The 19,817-nt window shown below is 43.7% G+C and carries 21 protein-coding genes; 2 read left to right on the forward strand and 19 right to left on the reverse strand.

Features of this window, described 5'->3' with window-relative positions; translation table 11 throughout:
- Window positions 1-2 precede the first annotated feature (2 nt).
- From JZ784_RS14395 to JZ784_RS14415, 5 genes are all read right to left on the reverse strand, one after another.
- On the reverse strand, window positions 3-662 hold the full coding sequence (locus JZ784_RS14395; protein ID WP_346315323.1) for an SOS response-associated peptidase family protein: 660 nt from the start codon (window positions 660-662) through the stop codon (window positions 3-5).
- Between the two features lie 263 nt (window positions 663-925).
- Window positions 926-1,417 (reverse strand): hypothetical protein, encoded by a 492-nt coding sequence (locus tag JZ784_RS14400; protein WP_346315324.1) that lies wholly within the window; start codon window positions 1,415-1,417, stop codon window positions 926-928.
- Window positions 1,418-1,495: 78 nt separating this feature from the next.
- Entirely contained in the window at window positions 1,496-3,658 is a 2,163-nt protein-coding gene (locus tag JZ784_RS14405) for a malate synthase G (RefSeq protein WP_346315325.1), read from the reverse strand.
- 380 nt (window positions 3,659-4,038) lie between these two features.
- Complete coding sequence (zapE, locus tag JZ784_RS14410; protein WP_346315326.1) at window positions 4,039-5,184, reverse strand: cell division protein ZapE; 1,146 nt, start codon at window positions 5,182-5,184, stop codon at window positions 4,039-4,041.
- 85 nt (window positions 5,185-5,269) lie between these two features.
- Complete coding sequence (locus tag JZ784_RS14415; protein ID WP_005009055.1) at window positions 5,270-6,277, reverse strand: AraC family transcriptional regulator; 1,008 nt, start codon at window positions 6,275-6,277, stop codon at window positions 5,270-5,272.
- Between the two features lie 155 nt (window positions 6,278-6,432).
- Between JZ784_RS14415 and JZ784_RS14420 the strand changes: the two genes are divergently transcribed.
- Both JZ784_RS14420 and JZ784_RS14425 read left to right on the forward strand, forming a co-directional pair.
- Window positions 6,433-7,938 (forward strand): NAD(P)/FAD-dependent oxidoreductase, encoded by a 1,506-nt coding sequence (locus tag JZ784_RS14420; RefSeq protein ID WP_346315327.1) that lies wholly within the window; start codon window positions 6,433-6,435, stop codon window positions 7,936-7,938.
- A gap of 49 nt (window positions 7,939-7,987) precedes the next feature.
- Complete coding sequence (locus tag JZ784_RS14425) at window positions 7,988-8,896, forward strand: lysine exporter LysO family protein (RefSeq protein WP_346315328.1); 909 nt, start codon at window positions 7,988-7,990, stop codon at window positions 8,894-8,896.
- Window positions 8,897-9,269: 373 nt separating this feature from the next.
- On the opposite strand, the gene pyrF is transcribed toward JZ784_RS14425, so the two are convergent.
- The 14 genes from pyrF to JZ784_RS14495 all read right to left on the reverse strand — a co-directional run bounded on the left by pyrF (window position 9,270) and on the right by JZ784_RS14495 (window position 19,809).
- On the reverse strand, window positions 9,270-9,950 hold the full coding sequence (gene pyrF / locus JZ784_RS14430) for an orotidine-5'-phosphate decarboxylase (RefSeq protein WP_005009045.1): 681 nt from the start codon (window positions 9,948-9,950) through the stop codon (window positions 9,270-9,272).
- 225 nt (window positions 9,951-10,175) lie between these two features.
- The gene (locus JZ784_RS14435; RefSeq protein WP_005009043.1) at window positions 10,176-10,541 is read right to left on the reverse strand and encodes a lipopolysaccharide assembly protein LapA domain-containing protein; all 366 of its coding nucleotides are present in this window, start codon (window positions 10,539-10,541) and stop codon (window positions 10,176-10,178) included.
- A gap of 24 nt (window positions 10,542-10,565) precedes the next feature.
- Window positions 10,566-10,868 carry an integration host factor subunit beta gene (locus JZ784_RS14440; protein ID WP_346315329.1) on the reverse strand — a complete coding sequence of 101 codons (303 nt, stop codon included), beginning with the start codon at window positions 10,866-10,868 and terminating at the stop codon, window positions 10,566-10,568.
- 163 nt (window positions 10,869-11,031) lie between these two features.
- A complete protein-coding gene (gene rpsA / locus JZ784_RS14445; protein ID WP_005009040.1) occupies window positions 11,032-12,708 on the reverse strand; it encodes a 30S ribosomal protein S1 in 1,677 nt (558 codons plus the stop codon).
- 108 nt (window positions 12,709-12,816) lie between these two features.
- Window positions 12,817-13,500 carry a (d)CMP kinase gene (gene cmk / locus JZ784_RS14450; protein ID WP_131277660.1) on the reverse strand — a complete coding sequence of 228 codons (684 nt, stop codon included), beginning with the start codon at window positions 13,498-13,500 and terminating at the stop codon, window positions 12,817-12,819.
- A gap of 18 nt (window positions 13,501-13,518) precedes the next feature.
- On the reverse strand, window positions 13,519-13,950 hold the full coding sequence (locus tag JZ784_RS14455) for an SRPBCC family protein (protein ID WP_219191332.1): 432 nt from the start codon (window positions 13,948-13,950) through the stop codon (window positions 13,519-13,521).
- A 55-nt stretch (window positions 13,951-14,005) separates the two neighbouring features.
- A complete protein-coding gene (tadA, locus tag JZ784_RS14460; RefSeq protein WP_346315330.1) occupies window positions 14,006-14,530 on the reverse strand; it encodes a tRNA adenosine(34) deaminase TadA in 525 nt (174 codons plus the stop codon).
- Window positions 14,531-14,537: 7 nt separating this feature from the next.
- Window positions 14,538-15,662, reverse strand: a complete 1,125-nt coding sequence (locus JZ784_RS14465) for an enoyl-CoA hydratase/isomerase family protein (protein WP_346315331.1) — start codon at window positions 15,660-15,662, stop codon at window positions 14,538-14,540.
- Window positions 15,659-16,372: a uracil-DNA glycosylase gene (gene ung, locus JZ784_RS14470; RefSeq protein ID WP_005009026.1), complete on the reverse strand. Its 714-nt coding sequence runs from the start codon at window positions 16,370-16,372 to the stop codon at window positions 15,659-15,661. The genes JZ784_RS14465 and ung overlap by 4 nt, the downstream gene beginning before the upstream one ends.
- Before the next feature lie 45 nt (window positions 16,373-16,417).
- A complete protein-coding gene (locus JZ784_RS14475; RefSeq protein WP_346315332.1) occupies window positions 16,418-17,014 on the reverse strand; it encodes a 6-carboxytetrahydropterin synthase in 597 nt (198 codons plus the stop codon).
- A gap of 120 nt (window positions 17,015-17,134) precedes the next feature.
- Window positions 17,135-18,112 carry a type II secretion system minor pseudopilin GspK gene (gene gspK / locus JZ784_RS14480; RefSeq protein WP_346315333.1) on the reverse strand — a complete coding sequence of 326 codons (978 nt, stop codon included), beginning with the start codon at window positions 18,110-18,112 and terminating at the stop codon, window positions 17,135-17,137.
- Window positions 18,109-18,831 carry a type II secretion system protein GspJ gene (locus JZ784_RS14485; RefSeq protein ID WP_346315334.1) on the reverse strand — a complete coding sequence of 241 codons (723 nt, stop codon included), beginning with the start codon at window positions 18,829-18,831 and terminating at the stop codon, window positions 18,109-18,111. Before JZ784_RS14485 ends, gspK begins: the two co-directional genes overlap by 4 nt.
- Window positions 18,831-19,271 carry a type II secretion system minor pseudopilin GspI gene (gspI, locus tag JZ784_RS14490; RefSeq protein ID WP_346315335.1) on the reverse strand — a complete coding sequence of 147 codons (441 nt, stop codon included), beginning with the start codon at window positions 19,269-19,271 and terminating at the stop codon, window positions 18,831-18,833. Before gspI ends, JZ784_RS14485 begins: the two co-directional genes overlap by 1 nt.
- Complete coding sequence (locus tag JZ784_RS14495) at window positions 19,261-19,809, reverse strand: type II secretion system protein (protein ID WP_346315336.1); 549 nt, start codon at window positions 19,807-19,809, stop codon at window positions 19,261-19,263. Before JZ784_RS14495 ends, gspI begins: the two co-directional genes overlap by 11 nt.
- Between the last annotated feature and the right edge of the window lie 8 nt (window positions 19,810-19,817).

Consider the following 19,817-nt stretch of genomic DNA (forward strand, 5'->3'; position numbering starts at 1 on the left):
TATCAATCGAAAAAATTCAGTTGGGGGCTGATTTTTTCGATTTTTATTTTAGGCGCATAAGCACATTCAAATTCTTCTACGGGAAACCCGTCTACAAAACTCTGAATATTGGATGATTTCCAGCTGAGCCACTGTTCCAGCCGGTCATGCGGAATCACGATGACTGAACGCTTTACATTACCCGGCTCATGAAACTCTTTCATCATGGCATGGTCTATAGCGTCCATCGTAATCATCGTTGCCGATCGAATAATATCTTCGCCCTTTTGGCAAATTTCATATAGCGCCGCAATATAGAAGGCTTTACCGTCTTTACGCCGGACACTCCAGCGCTGAGGCTTATTATCAATATATTTGGATTCATAAAATTCGGAAACTGGGATGACACCGAATTTACATTTCTGAATCGAATTTTGAAATGTCGGCTTTTGCATCAGTGTTTCATTGCGCGCATTATAAGTCTTCAGTGCAATCGACAAATCATCGGCCCATTTAGGAATCATGCCAAAACGCACTTTGCGCCACTCGAGCCCTTGCTTGGAACTAAACAGCAGAGGCATTTCATAATTCGGGTAGACTTCATCTGAATATTCAAACGGAATTTCAGTTAGCCCTAAAGCTTCAAGCTGCGCCAATGTCAGAGGTTTGAAATTTGCACACATGATGAAAAAATTGATTTTGGGATTTTCATTATAAGACGGATATTATGATTCTGTATCTGATGAGCTTCAAGCCAACGACAATATCCCGCTCAATTTCAAACTGTAAAAGCCCGCCTTGTTAAACGGCGGGGCTTAGCATTGCATGCACCGCCACGGCAATGTCATTCTTTTGGGTGCAATCGCTTCAGTGCATACAGTCTATCGCTTTTAATGTCAGTCAAATGGCCCCAAAACCATGCTTGATGAAATCCTATAAAACAAACTTAATTTTTTACTGCCGCCTGCGGGCTGTTTATTTTCTTAACGGCTGCACAAATACGCCAATACACCAAAAAAGAAGAAAAAACATCAACCGCCATACTGATGAGTGTTTTGATATGTGCAAATTGCGCTTCATCAAAATCAGCTTCGAACTGGTTAAAAATTAATAAAATGAGTGAATAAAGAACAATAACAAATGCTGTGGTTTTCAGCATGATCGGTAAATAAAGGGCAATAATGCGGTTTAAAAAAGCATGCCCCTGCGCTCCTCCATTGGCTTTAAATATGGCATTGGTCCAGCTGATCAATAGGCCCAAATTAATCAAAAAAAGTGCAAAACTGATTTTCAGCTCTTCCGGTTCAATTTGACTGGAAGCAAAAATGCCCAATAGCACAATAATACTGCTGGCCAAATAATAATTTTTAAACTCGTTTTGACTCACTCTATTTTGCTTTAAATCTTCAATCAGCTTATCTGTGCGCCAAAAATACATGCTTTACTCCATTTGTATATTTCCATCATATATAAAAAAAGCCTCCGAAGAGGCTTTTTTTATTAGACAAGGTGAAGATTAATCACCGGTATAACCTTTTAACTTTAAACGCGCTGCATGAAGCAATGGCTCTGTGTAGCCCGATGGCTGTTCGCCGCCTTTAAACACTAGATCATACGCCGCTTGGTATGCATAACCGTTGAATGCTGGCGCCATAGGCGTGTAAAGCGGATCGTTTGCATTTTGCTCATCCACAATTTTCGCCATACGCTGCATCACTTCTTCAACTTGCGCTGCAGATACGATGCCATGACGCAGCCAGTTTGCAACGTGCTGAGATGAAATACGCAATGTTGCACGGTCTTCCATTAAGCCAACGTTGTTGATGTCTGGCACTTTAGAACAGCCCACACCCAAGTCAACCCAGCGTACGACATAACCCAAGATCCCTTGAAGGTTATTTTCAAGCTCTTTGGTTTTCTCGTCTTCAGTCCAGTTTGTATCGGCTGCTAAAGGCGGAGTTAACAAGTCATCTAGCGGCAATGCTTCCGTTTTCAACAATTCTTGCTGACGAGCCGATACATTGCACTGATGGTAGTGAATCGCGTGAATGACTGCGCCAGATGGAGATGGAACCCATGCACAGCTTGCGCCCGCTTCTGGATGCTCAATCTTAGTTTTGTACATGTCTAAAAGCATGTCTGGTTTAGGCCACATGCCTTTACCAATTTGCGCTTTACCGCGAAGGCCTGTTTGAAGGCCAATCATCACGTTGCGGTTTTCATAAGCTGGGAACCAGATCTGCGCTTTTACTTCGCCTTTGCGAACGAATGGGCCCGCTTCCATAAAGGTATGGATTTCATCACCAGTACGGTCCATGAAGCCCGTGTTGATGAAAATAGTACGGTCTTTTGCTTGCGCGATACAGTTTTTCAAGTTTACAGATGTACGGCGTTCTTCATCCATAATCCCGATTTTTAACGTTTTCGCAGGCAAGCCTAGCGCTTGTTCTGAACGTTCAAACAATTCAACTGCAAAAGCAACTTCTTCTGGACCATGCATTTTTGGTTTAACGATGTACATAGAACCCTTACGAGAGTTCTTGTTTTCGTTTTCGCCTTTAATGTCAGCAAACGTCAATAATGGTGTAATTAACGCATCCATGATGCCTTCGTAGATTTCAGCGCCATCTACAAGGATCGCAGGGTTGGTCATCAAGTGACCCACGTTGCGAAGAAGCATCAATGAACGGCCATGAAGTTTCGTTTCACCGCCAATCAAGTTTTTGTGCGTACGGTCTTTATTCAGAGTACGCGTTACAGTTTTGCCGTTTTTCTCGATAGATTCTGAAAGCGTGCCTTTCATTAAGCCTAACCAGTTGCGGTAGCCTTCCACTTTTTCTTCAGCATCAACGGCTGCAATCGAATCTTCTAAATCCTGAATCGTGGTAAGCGCTGCTTCAAGAACAAGGTCTTTGACACCCGCCGCATCAGTTTTACCGATAGGGCTAGTTGCATCTACTTCAATGATCACGTGCAGACCATTGTTAAGAAGTACAATTTCAACAGGTGCAGATTCTTCACCATTAAAACCAACGAACTGCGCTTCTTTCGCTAAAGTGGTTGTTGAACCGTCTTTCAGCGTTACCGCCAGTTTCTTGCCTTCTACCGCGTACTTTGTCGCATCAGCATGTGAACCGCTTGCTAATGGGAAGGTTTCATTTAAGAAATTCTTAGCAAATGCAATTACTTTTTCGCCGCGGACAGGGTTGTAGCCCTTGCCTTTTTCTGCGCCGCCTTCTTCAGGGATCACGTCAAAGCCGTAAAGCGCGTCATATAAAGAACCCCAGCGCGCGTTTGCAGCATTTAAGCAGTAACGCGCATTACGCACAGGTACCACCAATTGTGAACCAGCCAGCAATGCGATCTCTTCGTCTACATTTTCTGTGCTGATTTGAAAATCTTCTACTTCTGGTAATAAGTAGCCAATTTCAGTAAGGAAAGCTTTGTAAGCTTCGAGTTCAAATTTGTTGTTGCGGTGCCATTCATCAATTTTCGCTTGAATGTCGTCACGCTTAGCCAATAGTGCTTTGTTCTTTGGGCTAAGATCGACAACGACTTGTTCAAAGTTTTTCCAGTAAGTTTCACTGTCCAAACCTGAACCTGGAAGTGCTTCATTTTCGATGAAATCGTAAAGTTCTTTAGCAATCGCTAACTTGCCTTTTTGAATACGTGCAGTCATTGTCTTTCCTGATATTGCTACTTTTTATAACAAGAGATTCCAGTATACCTATTTATACTTAGCTGAATAGCACTATCACATTACTAAATAACGATCATTTTTTATTAAGCAAATACCCTCATGACTTGATAAAATAACGATCAGAAATGCAACATCATCATCAGCTTGAATGCTCTTTTACAGTGTATAAAGTTTTTGAAATGCCGAAATTAGACTTAAGTGCAGAATTTTGTTTTAAAACTGAACAAAATTGGCTTTTTCAGTCACTCGAAGGCTTGATTAAGCCATGAAAAACACCAAATGTCGATAAAATCGCCAGTCATATTTGCATAAAAAAAAAGCGCCAGTTCTTGGCGCTCCTTGCTGTGCTTCATCAGCCATTATTCTGCATTTTCTGGTGCATTAATTTGACGGTGAGCTGAATTCAAATAGTCATCGGATTGCATTTCCAATAAGCGTGAACGCGTGCGTTCAATTTCAAAGGCCAATTTTTCACCTTGATAAAGGTCAATAATTGAATCTTCCGAAGTTAAAAGCAGCTTTACGCCGCGGTCATAAAATTCATCAACCAAATAAATAAAACGGCGTGTGCCTTCAGAGAGGTAATCCGTCATGTGCGGCACATTGCTGACCAATACCGTATTATAAATATTGGCGATTTCGATAAAATCCGCAGGGCTGCGCGGCTTTAAGCACAATTCAGAATATTCACACCACAGCACATCTTCTGTATGGCCAATGGTTTCGACTATGCGTTTATTAATGATAATCGGTTCCTGAGACACTGTTTGAGTTTGCGTCAATGCGCTGAAACGCTGCGCCATCCACAATTTATTTTCATGCGTTAAAGGGCTTTTAAACAGCTGAGCCTGTTTCAATACGCGCAAGCGGTAATCTACGCCTGCATCCACATTCAGCACGACACAGTTCTTTTTCACCATTTCGATGGTGGGAATAAAACGGTCCCGGTGAATGCCATTCTTATATAAGCCGTCTGGCGCAATGTTTGAGGTGGCGACCAAAGTCACACCGCGGGCAAACAACTTTTGAAACAAGTCACTCAAAATCATGGCATCGGTGACATTTGAAACAAAGAATTCATCAAAGCAAATAACGACCGCTTCTTTATAAATTTGGTCTGCAACCAATTCTAAAGGATTGCGCTGCCCCGAAAGCTTGTTCAATTCACGGTGCACATGCTGCATAAAATGATGAAAATGCATGCGGGTTTTGCGGCGGAACGGCACAGATTCATAAAACTGATCCATCAGCCATGTTTTACCGCGGCCGACACCGCCCCACATGTAAACGCCATGCGGTGATGTTTGGCGGCGGAAACGGCGGAAGGCCTTTTTTGAAGCTTTAAAACGCTGAATCAGCTCTTGCCATACGCGGTCCAGTTCATGCACCGCAACAGCCTGAGCCTCATCTGGCAAAAATTGGCCAGATGCCAGCGCTTGCGCATAACGCTCTGCGGGAGAAATTGGAGTAAAAGCCGTACTGTGGTGAGTTTGTAATTCAGACATATCATTAAATACTATTTGGGGCTATATAAAATTATAGCGAAGATTGAACCGTAATATATAACACTTTGGCATTAATAAACTTAGGCTATTTTGTATATTGACGCGGGCTTTGCCCGAACCAGCGCTTAAACGCATGATTAAATGCTGCAGGTTCTGAATAGCCTAATAATTCCGCAATCATCTCAATTGAATACTCCTTGTATTCCATCAGCCGCAAAGCTTTGTCCTTAATAATATCTTCGCGGATTTGCTTATAGCTGGTATTCAGCTGCTGCAATTGATGCCTCAATGTCCGCTCAGGCAAATTCAGCGCTTGCGCGGTTTCTGCCATGCTGGGCATAGCTCCGGTCTGCAGCTCCAAATAATCCTGTACACGCTGAATCAATGACGGCGCCTGCTCATCTGCCATCAAACGTTCCAACTCTGCAATGCATTTTGCTTCATACAATCGGAAGGTAATCGGATCAGCTGACGGAATTTTCACATCAAACACGGATTCATCAAACCAAAAACTGGCATAGGGCGCGCCAAACCTGACCTGCGGACCATAGTAATCATGATAAATCGCCAACTGCTGCGGATCTTGCGGCTGCTTAAATGGCAAATCAATCAGCACCTGCGGAGACGCCAGACCCATCATTTTGTATAAATCACGGATAAATTTATAAGTGCCCGATATTTCACATTGCGCCAGCAGCAGGCCCAATTCCGTATGGATATTTTGCGGGCGGTAGCATAACGCTATTTTATGATCAGCAATATCCAGCGCCAAACGCCCGGTCAAATGCGTGAGCTGCTGAAACCGAATGCCTTGATCCAGCACGGTGCGCAACGTTGGGCTTGTGACCAAAAGCATCAATAACGGCCCATAACCCGCCAGTGTGTAATGCTGTCCAATAAATAAGCCCTGTTCCGGCGCAACATCCTGCCCTATGACTTTCAGCACATCCCATTCCAGACTTGGATGAATGACCGATGTTGCATCCAGCGCATCAATGCGCAGGCCAATCGTTTGCAGTTTTGCATCTACATCTATCCCAGCTTTGCGCATGCCCTGCACCAAATACATCAAGCTGAGAATAGATCGCTTCATTACAGTATAAATCCATAAAAGTTCTTTCTTTTGTACTATAAATATTCAGCTTTGAAAATTGCCGTTTTGATCAATTTAACTGTCAGCCCAATCATAGTGTCAGCATATATATTTCATTTATGCTGTGCATCATAAGGAATAAAAGAGCTATTTGTATGGAAAATACGGAAAATCACAAGATTGGCAAAACGCAAATCGCGATTATTGGCGGCGGCTTTGGCGGCATTGCAATGGCTATACGCCTGCTGCAAAACGGCATTCAAGATTTTACCATCCTGGAAAAAGCCAATGATTTTGGCGGCACTTGGCGTGAAAACCGCTACCCGGGCGCAGCCTGTGATGTACAGTCACATATGTATTCACTCTCCTTTGCACCCAAAACAGACTGGACGAAACGCTATGCCGAAGCGCCTGAAATCTTTGATTATATTCAAGGATTAATTGCCAGATTTAAACTTGCACAGTATGCACGCTTGCAATGCGAAGTTCTTTCAGCCGTATATCTTGAAGATGAGTGCCAATGGCAGCTGACTCTAAATGATCAAAGCACACTGATTGCACAATATGTCATTTTTGCCTCCGGTCCGCTGCATGTGCCGCAAATTCCGCAAATTCCTGGAATTGAAACTTTTAAAGGCAAAGTTTTCCATTCATCACAGTGGGATCACGGCTATGATTTGCACGGAAAAACGGCAGCCTCAATCGGCACTGGCGGCAGCGCAATTCAATACATTCCTGAAATTGCGCCGCAAACGGAACGGCTTTATGTTTTTCAGCGCACTGCCGCATGGGTAATCCCCCGAGATGAGCGCCTGTACAAAGGCCTAGAAAAAAAGCTTTTTGCAAAATTCGACTGGTTCAGGAAATTGCACCGTGCACGCTTATACTGGTCAAACGAATCACGGGTTGTGCCGATTGTAAAACCCCTGACCATGAAATATGCGCAGAAGCTGGCAGAAGTTTTTATCCGCTACCAAGTTAAAGACAAAACCATTGCTAAAAAACTTACCCCTGACTACATTATGGGCTGCAAGCGGATTTTAGTTTCTAATAAATATTTTCCTGCATTCAACCGGAAAAATGTTGAGCTGATCACAGACGGCATTCAAGAGTTGACCGCCGACAGCATCATCACTCCGGATGGAAAAATTCGTAAAATTGACTGCCTCATATATGGGACAGGCTTTATTACCGACCCCCGCATTTACCTCAAGTCATTCAGCTGTACGGGTTTAAATGGCATAGAATTAAAAGATGCATGGAAAGATGGCGCAGAAAGTTTTTATGGCATCAGCACCAAAGGCTTTCCAAACCTTTTCCAGCTGCTGGGGCCAAATACCGTTTTAGCCCACAACTCTGTGGTTTTTATGATTGAATCGCAAGTTGAATATATTCTGCAAATGATGGATCTTGTGGCCAGGACACACAGCCAAGCAATTGCAGTGAAAGGCCACGTGCAGGATCAGTTTAATCAGCAGGTGCAAACCATGATGGGCGGTACAGTATGGCAATCCGGCTGTGTCAGCTGGTATCAGCAGGATGGCGGGAAAAACTTTGCCCTGTGGCCAACCTATACCTGGAAATATTGGCTCAATACAAAAAAACTGAATCCCGCAGATTATCTTCTGCTCACAAAATCTAAGGGAACACGTGCAGCATAAATATTTAATGGTCATAATAGGCAGGTGTTCTTCACCTGCTTGATTTTTTATGCAATCCTTTTGGTTGATTTTTCAGCTGCTATTTTGCCTGTTCCTGGGCTTTATGCTTGCCCGCCGCTTACCGACTAAATTAGAACAATTTGGCTTCAAAATACTGCCTTATTTTTCCTACCTCCTGCTTATTGCCATTGCTATTGAGTTTTCACAGACTTTACAAAGCATCAGCAGTCCTGCGCAGATTTTAACCACAGCGGTCAGCATTGCACTGGCCACATCAGTCGGAGCATTTATCTGCTGCTATTTATTATTCAAAGCCATTGGCTATCAGCCAATGCAAGGCAAAGTTTCTGCCGACCTGCTGCTCAGCTCCCTATTGAATATCAGCTATGCTTTTTTTTCCCTCGCATTCGGTTATGGCGCAGCAGAGCTCTTCAGCCATCTTGATATAAGCCTGCATATCAGCACATGGAATCTGCTACTGGGCTTTATGTTCTTAATCGGCTTGGATTTAGCCTACTCACCATTAGACCGCTCATGGCTGAATTGGAAAATCCTGCTGGTGCCGCTGGCCTGCATTATTGGCTCAATTTTAGGCGCGCTGGCTGTTTCATTTGCCATTAGCGAGATCAGCTTAAAAGATTTAATTATGCTGTCGCAAGGCTACGGTTTTTACTCAATGACCGGGATTGTCATTACTCAATTAAAAGATGCGCATTTAGGCAGCATTGCGCTCATTAACGATTTATTCAGAGAAATTTTTTCTATCCTGTTTATGTATTTGATTGGCTGGCGCTACCCGCGCTCTGCTATTTCAGCTGCCGGCGCAACCGCAATGGATGTGACCCTGCCTATGGTCAAACAGTCTTGCGGAAATGACTTTATTCCGCATGCTATGGTCAGCGGTTTCATATTATCTGTTTTAGCGCCCATTGCTGTCAGCATATTGGCTGCGCTTTAATTTATTGATTCAAATTTCTCCAGAGGAGCATATTCCTCTGGAGACAAATCCTGTAAAACAAAATACCGCAACTGTTAAAAATCCAACTCGATCCTGCTGACAATATCTCCTACAGCTTCCTCAATGACCGACCCTATTTCAATTCCATCAACCTCAGATGCACCATCTGCCGGGTTGGCTTGCTGCTGTTCTTCTTTTTGCTATTTTGTTCTATTGGATTCAGTTCAATGGAAGTTCCATTCCTTTGTAATTCTCAATTATTTTTAACAGCGGTCACCGCCCTTAATCTTTACTTGCTTTGCTATTATTAAAGCTAATCCAAAATGCATAAAAAAGCCTTTCATTTGAAAGGCTTTTTTATCATTAACAAAACTTACAGTGTCGCTAAAATATCTTTTAAAGTTTGACGAGGATTTTCAGATTTGGTAATTGGGCGGCCAATCACTAAGTGTGTTGCGCCATCCAACATTGCCTGTTTTGGCGTTACGATACGCTTTTGATCATCTGCACTTGAACCCTCAGGGCGAATACCTGGTGTCACTAATGCAAACTCTGAACCCAAAGCCTCGCGCAGCATTTTTGCTTCTTGCGCAGAACACACCACCCCATCCAAACCGCTATCTTTAGTCAGTTTTGCTAAGCGCTTAACTTGTTCAAATGGCTCAATATCCAGACCAATGTCGGCTAAATCTTCACGGCCCATCGAAGTTAACACAGTTACTGCAATCAGCTGAGTGTTATAGTTGCCAGCCTTTAAACGCTCAACACAGGTTTCCATCATTTTACGGCCGCCTGAAGCATGGACATTCACCATCCACACCCCCATATCCGCAGCAGCACATACCGCTTGCGCAGTCGTATTGGGAATATCATGGAATTTTAGATCTAAAAAGACTTCAAAGCCTTCACCATGTAAAGCTTTCACAATAGAAGAGCCCTCATGGGTAAACAGCTCTTTACCAACTTTTACTCGGCATAATGCAGGGTCTAACTGCTCTGCCATTTTTAACGCGTCAAATTGGCTTTTAGCATCTAATGCAACAATGATACTCAAGAGACTACCCTTTTAAACAGACAAAAAAGAAAGCACATTATAGAGGCTAACCATGTTCACTCAAAGTCCCAATTGCCAAGATCATGCAAATGTGAAAACTTTTATTTAAGCCACAGATTTTATGCCATAAAAAAAACACCCTGAATTTTCATCCAAAGTGCTTGAAATTTTAAAAATACTGCAACCATTTTCTTTAAGCTGTTTCAGCTTTAAGAAAAATCAAATTTATAAAGGAGTTGACTTTTGCTCATCCGGCTGAATATCCAAGACCGTCTTTTCATGTCTTGCATATGCCGCAGCTTCCGCAGCAGCCGCTTGCGCAGCTTGAATTTGCTCTTTACGCAAGCGGTCAATATCTTTACGCAAACGCTTAATTTCCCAATTGTTCTGGAACACTCGAAAGATCTGAACACCTATCAGCAAACCCAGCACAATACCCAAGGCCAAAGTCAGCAGAAGCAAAAGCCCTAGACGCATTGCCGGAACCTGAGTAAACAGCAAATCTACAGACAATTCAGTCCCGTTCTGGAGCACCAAAAATAGTGAATACCCAAATAGAACAATCAGTAAGATAACTAAGACGTAACGCATAAACACTCCTGAAAGAATCTAAAATTATACAGCAGACTCATTTACCGCATCACGGAGTGCTTTACCTGGCTTGAAGTGCGGTACTGCTTTCGCTGCAACTTCAACTGATTTGCCAGTTTTCGGGTTACGGCCTACACGCGGTTCACGGTGATGCAAGGCAAAACTGCCAAAGCCGCGAATTTCAATACGGTTATCTGACGATAAAGCTTCGATCATTTGATCAATCATAATCTTAACAGCTTCTTCAACCAGCGGTTCAGCTAAGTGCGGGTTTTTAAGAGAAATACGCTCTATTAAATCTGACTTATTAAGTGCTTCAGTAGTCATCTGCGACCTCTTTAATTATCAAGCGACTCGGAATCTATTTCCTGATAATAACCTGTTTAAATACAAAACGGTAGCGTAATAATGACTTACTACGCTACCGTTTACAGTAATTGTGTAAAAAGTATTAATTAACTTACATTAACAATACGATTCAAGCACTTACTTAGTGGTTCATTTGAGCTTTGATCAAATCACCAATAGTCTTAGGACCATTGTCTTGAGAAGCAGACGCTTGACGCAAGTTAGCTACAGCTTCTTTCTCTTCAGCTTCGTCTTTCGCTTTGATAGACAAGTTGATAGAGCGTGATTTGCGGTCTACGTTGATGATTTTCGCTTCAACTTCTTGACCAACTTCTAAGAATTTAGTTGCATCTTCAACGCGGTCGCGGTTGATTTCAGATGCTTTCAAAGAAGCTTCAACTTCGTCAGCTAACTTAACAGTAGCGCCTTTAGCGTCAACTGCAGTTACAGTACCTTTAACAAGCGCACCGCGTTCGTTAGCAGCCAAGAAGTCATTGAACGGATCATTGTTCAATTGTTTGATGCCAAGGCTGATACGGTTGCCTTCAGCGTCTACAGACAGGATAACCGCTTCAACAGTGTCACCTTTCTTGTAACGACGGATAGCTTCTTCGCCTTGTTCGTTCCAAGAAATATCAGACAAGTGAACTAGGCCATCAATACCGCCTGGCAAACCAATGAAGATACCGAAGTCAGTGATAGATTTGATCGTACCAGAAACTTTTTCGCCTTTGTCGTGGTCTTTAGCAAACTCTTCCCATGGGTTAGCACGAGTTTGTTTGATACCAAGAGAAATACGACGGCGTTCTTCATCAACTTCAAGAACCATAACATCAACTTCGTCACCAATCTGAACAACTTTAGACGGGTGGATGTTTTTGTTAGTATGGTCCATTTCAGACACGTGTACTAAACCTTCAACGCCTTCAGCGATTTCTGCGAAACAGCCGTAGTCAGTTAAGTTAGTTACGCGAGCTTTAACGATAGAACCTTTAGGGTAACGGTTCATGATCGCTAACCATGGATCTTCGCCAAGCTGTTTAAGGCCTAGTGAAACACGGTTACGCTCTTTGTCAAATTTAAGTACTTTAACAGTAACTTCTTGACCCACTTCAACAACCTCTGAAGGGTGCTTGATGCGTTTCCAAGCCATGTCAGTGATGTGAAGAAGACCGTCAATACCGCCAAGGTCAACGAATGCGCCGTAGTCAGTAAGATTTTTGATAGTACCAGTAACTGTTTGACCTTCTTCAAGCTGAGCAAGAAGAGCTTCACGGTCAGCTGAAGATTCAGCTTCCATAACAGCGCGGCGAGATACAACAACGTTATTACGTTTAGCATCAAGCTTGATTACTTTAAATTCTAACTCTTTGCCTTCTAAGTGAGTAGTATCACGAATAGGACGAGTATCAACTAAAGAGCCTGGAAGGAACGCACGTACTGGACCGATGTCAACAGTGAAGCCGCCTTTAACTTTACCAGAGATAACACCAGTAACGATTTCGCCGTCTTCAAAGATTTTTTCAAGTTTAGTCCAAGTTTCAGCGCGTTTCGCTTTTTCACGAGACAGAACTGTTTGACCCATACCGTTGTCAAGAGCTTCAACAACAACGTCTACAGTGTCGCCAACTTGAACTTCAAGTTCACGTTGTTCATTTAAGAATTCAGCGCGGTCAACAATACCTTCTGATTTAAGGCCAGTGTCAACTGTTACCCAGTCAGAGTCGATGCTTACTACAACGCCTTGGATGACAGCACCCTTTTCAACGTTGAGGTTTAATTCGCTTTCTTCAAAGAGGGCTGCAAAAGATTCGGTCATGATATACCTGATAAAGTCAGCGGTCTTGGATCAGACAAGGCCGGTTTAATAAAGCGTCTACATAGTCCATATAGAACTGATCAAGCTATGCTTCTGCTGTAAAATTCTTTAATTCGCTAATTGCTTGTCGATATATGCTGTCATCAGACTGAATACCTCATCAATGCTCAATGCTGAGCTGTCAATGATATAAGCGTCTTCTGCCGGCTTGAGCGGAGCAACAGCGCGCTCCATATCTCGTTTATCCCGAGCTTCAATATTAGCTAAAATGTCGTTTATTTTAGCATCTAGCCCCATACCCTGCAACTGCTTTACACGGCGCGCTGCCCGTGACTGCGCAGAAGCGGTCAGATAAATCTTGGCTTGAGCATTCGGAAAGATGGATGTAGCCATGTCTCGGCCGTCTGCAACTAAGCCGGGAGCTTGAGCAAAAGCATGCTGACGCGCCAGCAATGCCGTTCTAAGTGCAGGAATTGCAGCCACTTTTGACGCGAACTCGCCAACACGCTCTGTACGGATGGTCTGCGTAACATCTTGGCCATCCAGCAGGACTTGAACGCCCGATTCAGTTGTAACAAATTTTATGTCTAAATTTGCTGCAATTTCGGCGCATTTTGTCAATTCCGAATCCAGCTTTTCCAGCAAATTCTGATTATGCAATGATAAACCCAGCAAACGGTACAGCGCGCCCGAATCCAACAGGTGGAATTGATAATGCGCTGCCAGTTTTGCCGCCAGTGTGCCTTTACCTGAACCGCTTGGCCCATCAATTGTAATAATCTTGACTGTCATTGCCTTTTCCGCCATTACCTATACAGTTTTTGCGAGTTTTGAAAAGCCCAGTTTAATCGCAGATTTCAGCTGTGCAAGCACTAATTTGCTGACAAATGGCGCTCTGGCCTGAAACTCGATGGTGTATGTCACCAATGTTTTATTTTCAGCCGCTGGCTCAAATTCAATAATTCCCAAATGATGCTTCACCAGCGGATTTTTAATAATCTTATATTCAATGCGCTGATTCGGAACCAACACAGTAATTTCTTCCTGAATCGGTTTTACCGGCCCCAAGCCTAAGCGGCGCACTGAGCCCACTCCGTCTGGACGCTGAGGATCTGCGGAATCTTTTACCCGCACCACTTGCACGGGTGCAAAAGCAACATTATAAGTTGCGTGTTTAGACAGTAATTCGAAAACCTTTTCTACCGGTGCATTAAATTCTTTTTTGACTTGCATCGCGTTCATAAAAATAACCCTTAGTTATTTGACAATTGATATTGTCATTTTATTTTACCTGAAATTATTCAGACTGATCTGTATTTTTCGTTTTTTCTAGCAATTTCATCTGCTTTTTTTGCTCACGCCTCATTTTAAAAAAAGCGCTGAGCTGCGCAGAACACTGCTCCTGCAGACAGCCCTGTTCAAATTCAAACACGTGATTATAGTAACCGCTTTGCAGCAGCTGGCGCACACTGACCAGCGAACCGGCTTTTGGTTCTACTGCGCCAAACACCACACGCTTAATCCGCGCATGCACCAAAGCGCCGACACACATTGTGCATGGCTCTAATGTGACATACAGTGTTGCATCATCAGGCAAGCGGTAGTTTTGAAGGGATTGGCAAGCCTGACGGATGGCTTGAATTTCAGCGTGCGCTGTCGGGTCATTTAAACTGATGGGCGCATTAAAACCTGCGCCAATGATTTGATGATTGCTGACAATAATTGCGCCTACAGGAATTTCCCCGATTAACGCAGCAGATGCAGCCTGCTCGCAAGCCTGCTGCATCCAGTATTCATCACTAAATTGTGTTTCTACACTCATGTATGTATCAGTCAATAATACCGTATTGCTTTAACAGCGCATTCCAGCTTTCAATTTTGGTGACTGGGGGATTGTCCGCCAAAATACCTTTCAGTGATAAATCTGCGCCCATTTTCCATTCAGGAGACAAGTCTTTATCCACCAGACGCGCGCGCACCCCTTCCACAAAATCAGGATGGCGGATTTTCCAATCTGAAATTTGGGTTTCAAGCTCAAAAACTTCATTCCATGAATGTACTTTCTTACCCCATTGCCACAAGAGCCAAGTCAGCGCAGCTGTTGCTGGAGAACCTTTTTGCAGATTTTCGCTGGCTTGACGCAGCCAGTCGCTGCGTGCATCACTCAAGCCGATGATCGATTCATAGTCATGCTCGAAATGCACACCGCGGCAAACACTCTGAATAACATCTAATGAATTTTGCAGCGGGCCAGGGCCTACTGGACGGTGCATGCTGTTTAAGGTGTCATCAATAGCGCGGAAATCACCTGCAGGATAATGCTCCCAGTCAATATTGATCACTTTTTCCAAAACGCTGTCACGCTGTGCATCACAAATATGTGTTGCCCAGCCAATGCCGTAAGCGCCAGCAGCCGTCATGATTGAACCGGTTAGCCCTGTGAATAATCCAATTGCGCCGCGGTCTGCCAAGAAACGGGTTGCTCCCACATCTGGATAAAGGCCAATGTTAATTTCCGGCATGGCAAGGCGTGAGTATGGCGTCACCAAACGGAATGGCGCCGCCATAAACAGGCCCAATCCACCGCCCATCACATAGCCTTCACCCCAGACTAAGACTGGTTTTGCGTAGTTATGCAACAAAAGATCTAAAGCATATTCCTGTTCAAAGAATTTATTGGCTGTTTCAACTTCATCATTAATCACCAGCTGACGAAGTTTTCGCACATCGCCGCCTGCGCAGAATGCTTTAGGTGTAGTTGAATCCAGCCAAATTGCCTTGACAGCATCATCTGCGTGTAGATCTTGAAATACTTCCAAAAGTGCAGAAGCGATAGACTCATCCAAAGCATGTAAAGATTTAGGACGGTTCAGGCGGACAATGCGCCAGCCGTTTTGTGCTTCTTCTACAATCAAATCCGGATGATAGTGTTTAGAAATGGGAGAATATGTCATGCGTCCAGCTGCCAATCTATAGGCTCAATGCCATGTTGTTTAAGATAATTATTTGATTTTGAAAACACCTTGCAGCCAAAAAAACCGCCTCGGTTGGCTGCCAAAGGTGATGGATGCGCCGCTTTCAGCACCAAGTGCTTACTGGAGTCAATCCGCTGCCCTTTGCGCTGCGCATACGCGCCCCAAAGGATAAAAACAATATGTTCTCGCTGCTCATTCAGCACATCAATAACATAGTCCGTAAAATCTTCCCAACCGCGTTTTTGATGTGACGTCGGCTGACCAGCTTCAACGGTCAAAACAGCATTTAGCAGCAAAACGCCTTGTTCTGCCCAATGCGTTAAATTACCGTGCTTAGGAATTTCAATGCCTAAATCATTATGCAGTTCATGAAAAATATTACGTAAAGATGGAGGCAATGCAACCCCCTTCTGCACCGAAAAGCTTAAGCCATGCGCTTGATTTGGGCCATGATAAGGGTCTTGACCTAAAATCACCACCTTCACATGCGGCATAGGCGTAGTATTCAGCGCATTGAATATCAATGAGCTTGGTGGATAAATTACTTTATCCGCATTTTTTTCCTGAACAAGAAAGTCTTTTAATTCATCCATTTTCGGGCTAAGCAAAAATTCACTTAAACCGTATTTCCAACTCGCCTCAAGCTGCACCTTTTCCAGTTGAGCCTGCTGCTGTTCAGATAAAGACATACTTGCTACCTAATTCCTTTTCTAGCTTAATCATGCAATGCTGCATTAAAGTTTAACTTGCAAATCCACGCTTGGATTTTGAAATTTAATGCCGCGGATTAATTTATCAAACATTTCAGGATCTGCCCACTCCGCTTTCACCTGCTCTGAAAATTCAATCTGGTCTAAATTTAAAAGGCCCATTTGCTCATTAGCAATATCTTCTGCAAAACTTTGCGCATAGCCCGTATCAGTTTCATGCACAATCACAGAATAGACCTCAACATCACCTTCGCCATTTTGGGTTTCAGTCGATGCCAGCACTTGCTGCGCCAAATAAAAGAAAATTCTTGAAAACTGTTCTGCCGATGGAGACACAGGCAAAGATACCCAGCGCGCACTGAAGTTTTTGCACGCCTCAATATAGCCTGCATTGTCTTGCTGCCAAAAACAGATTGCATGATCAAAACTGTCGTAAAGGTCTTTAATGACGCCTTTCAGCAGTCCAAAATCGTAAACCATTTGACCATGATCTAATTTCGAAGCTTTAAGCAATAGTTCAACTTTATAGCTGTGCCCGTGAATTGAACGCTTGCAGCGGTCTGAAGTGCAGTTACGCACAATATGAGCATTTTCAAACTTAAATAACTTACGAATTAACATATGCCGTAATTCAATTAAAACTTGTGAATTTATCGGGATTATAAAGCAAAACTAAAACCTTGAGCATTAATTTTACAGTTCAATGCAATTGGTAAAATGCATGAGGCTTGCGAAGCCTATTTAGAATGGCGCCATGCTCCGGTAAGCCACATAAACATCCTTATCTTTTCTCACCAGTTCTGAACTGAATTGACGTTTCCGGCCGCTAAGTTCAATTTCAATTTTAGCCGTGAAGTAATTGGACTGCACACCCAGCAAGTCACCGACAATCGCCTTATTTTCTGCCGATACTGATGAAAAAGGCTCAGCTTGCCACAGCTCAGCTGTGTTATTAAATTTTTCCAAGGCTGCATTTTTTTTATCCAGCAACTGCTGAACAGCATGCGCATCCAGCTTCTCATCCATGCTCGCCAATAAAAATGCAGGCGCAGTATTGATGTTCACTTTGGTTTCATTGTTTGGCAAGGCGCTAATGTAGGCGGCTATTAATTTATATTTGCCATCCTCAAAGCCGCGGATCTGCTTTAGTTCTTCTATACGATGGAATTTTGCATTTGGCGGCATCGGTGCATTTTGCAGTCCTCGGTAATAGCCTGACTCCGCCCCCATTGAGCCCGTCTGCTCATCGTCTGCATCTTGCCAATCAATCACCGCTTCACTGAGCTGCGCAGGCAATCCCGCTTTTACCAATATTTTTTCAAACCATTTTTTGGCATTTTCATTCACACTGCCATCCGCTTTGAGCAAACTGTTCAGATTGAATTTACCGGATTGATCTTCCAGCACACCGGAAACATAGCCATCATCCACAGGAAAAGCAGGCATCGGCTTGGCCCAATTCTCCTGCAGAGAATCGACATCGCCAGCATTTTCAGCATCATCTTTCAGCATTTCTGCAAAAAAAACTTCTGCGCTTTTCGCATACAGCAACGATTGATTTTGCCGCATTAAATAAGCGGTCGCTTCTGCCGTATTGCTTTGATGCTTTGCAATGCCGGCCGCCAAAATTGTCGCCAAGGCCACCATGACCAAAATAGTCAATAAGGCAATACCGCTTTGCCGATGCGGACTGGATGCCTTTCTGCAGCTGAGCTTCATTGCGCAGACGCTCCTTGAGTACCGCCTGCATGACTTGAATCGCCAGCGCTGCCATTATTGCCACTCTCCTGCCCCACACTGCTTTTCTGAAGGAAATCCGTATTCAACAGGCTAAATAGCCACTCATATTCCACATTATTCACCTTGAGCTTAATTTTTAAGCCCCGCGGAAAATGCTGCTGTGCGCTGGCTTGCGACAAATCCGCCAATGGATCAGGCCAATTATTGAGTTCATTCGGGTTCAGCGCGGTTATTTCAAACTGCTCTGCATCTGCCAAAAGCACACTGGAATCTGGCTGATCATGCCCTGTCTGATTTAAATTGCTGTACTTGAGCCGATAGAGTTTTTTTTCTTCTGCGCGGTATGCATATTCAATGCGTTCATCAGGTGCAATACCTTGATTCAAAGGATCCGTTACCCCGGTTTTACTAAAACTCAAACGGCCATTTTGCAGCACCAGCGCTGGCTGAATATTGCCATTCATATTAGCCGTCAGCGGCACAGCCTGTACGGTATCCCGCAAAATCTGCTGATAAGCTTCCTGCACCTGCGACAGCTGCACCTCATGCATTGTATTGCGCTCTTTGACTTTGGCAATATAGTCAAAAACTTTCCAGCCCAATGCAGACAGCACCGCAAAAATCGCAACCGCCACCAGCAGCTCAACCAATGTAAAACCTGAAGATAGGGTTTGATTTATTTTATTTTTCGGCTGCATCAAGCTTTGGCCTTCTGATTAAAGAACACCAAAGTGGCAATACCCGACTCAACTTTGTTCGTTTCTGCATTCATTAAACTGATTTGCACATCAATGCGCTGCACATTAGGGCTGATGGTCGCCTGTGCAGATTTATCAATTTGCCACTTTTCTCCCTGCTGTGTGACTTGCTTGGAAGATGTTCCAGTCATCCAATCGCGGTTCATTTCCATATTTGCAATTTCATTGAGTGCAACAAACTGCGCCTTTGTTCTTAAAACAGCATTTGCAGTGGCTTGCGTGTATTGCATTGCGACATTGGTTAAAGCCATAGCCGCAGTTGCAAAAATTGCCAGCGCGACCATCACTTCCAGCAGTGTAAAGCCTGTACAGTTTCGGGCACTGCGCTGCTGTACCGCGGCACAGGTCAAAGAATCTTGCTTTGCACATTCAGCTTTCATTTATTTTTCCCAGATGGTCAATCTCAATTTCATTGCCCACAGGACGCTCTTCAAAATAAAACTGAATGCGTACAGGTTTAACCTCCCCATTGCCCAGCCAAATCAGCTTTGGCGCATTCTGATTCAAGAGTTCACTGTTATTGGCATTTTCATAACGGCGTTCTAAAGGCTGAATACTGAAAGTGACATGCTCAGGCAATAGCCGCATAGGAAAATCTTTGTAGTTTTGCCAATTATTATTCTGATTCAATAAGCTTTCTGTGTTCTGCTTGGGCAGATATTCCCTTACATCATATTGAAAAGCTGCTACATCTGTTGCCGCCTGCGCATTCAGCGCCAAAATTCGGGACTGATCATTGGATTCACGCAGAATTTTCTGCACGTCCATGAGAAATACTTCACGCGCCTGCATGGCCTTGCGCTGATCTGTACCGCCAATATTCATCATGACCAATGACGCCATGATGCCCATAATTACAATAACCACCATCAATTCGACTAAAGTGAAGCCCCGCATTGATGATGGCTGAGTATTCATAGCATGCC

Origin of the sequence: Acinetobacter sp. CWB-B33 (assembly GCF_039655955.1) — a bacterium.
Lineage (GTDB): Bacteria > Pseudomonadota > Gammaproteobacteria > Pseudomonadales > Moraxellaceae > Acinetobacter > Acinetobacter bouvetii.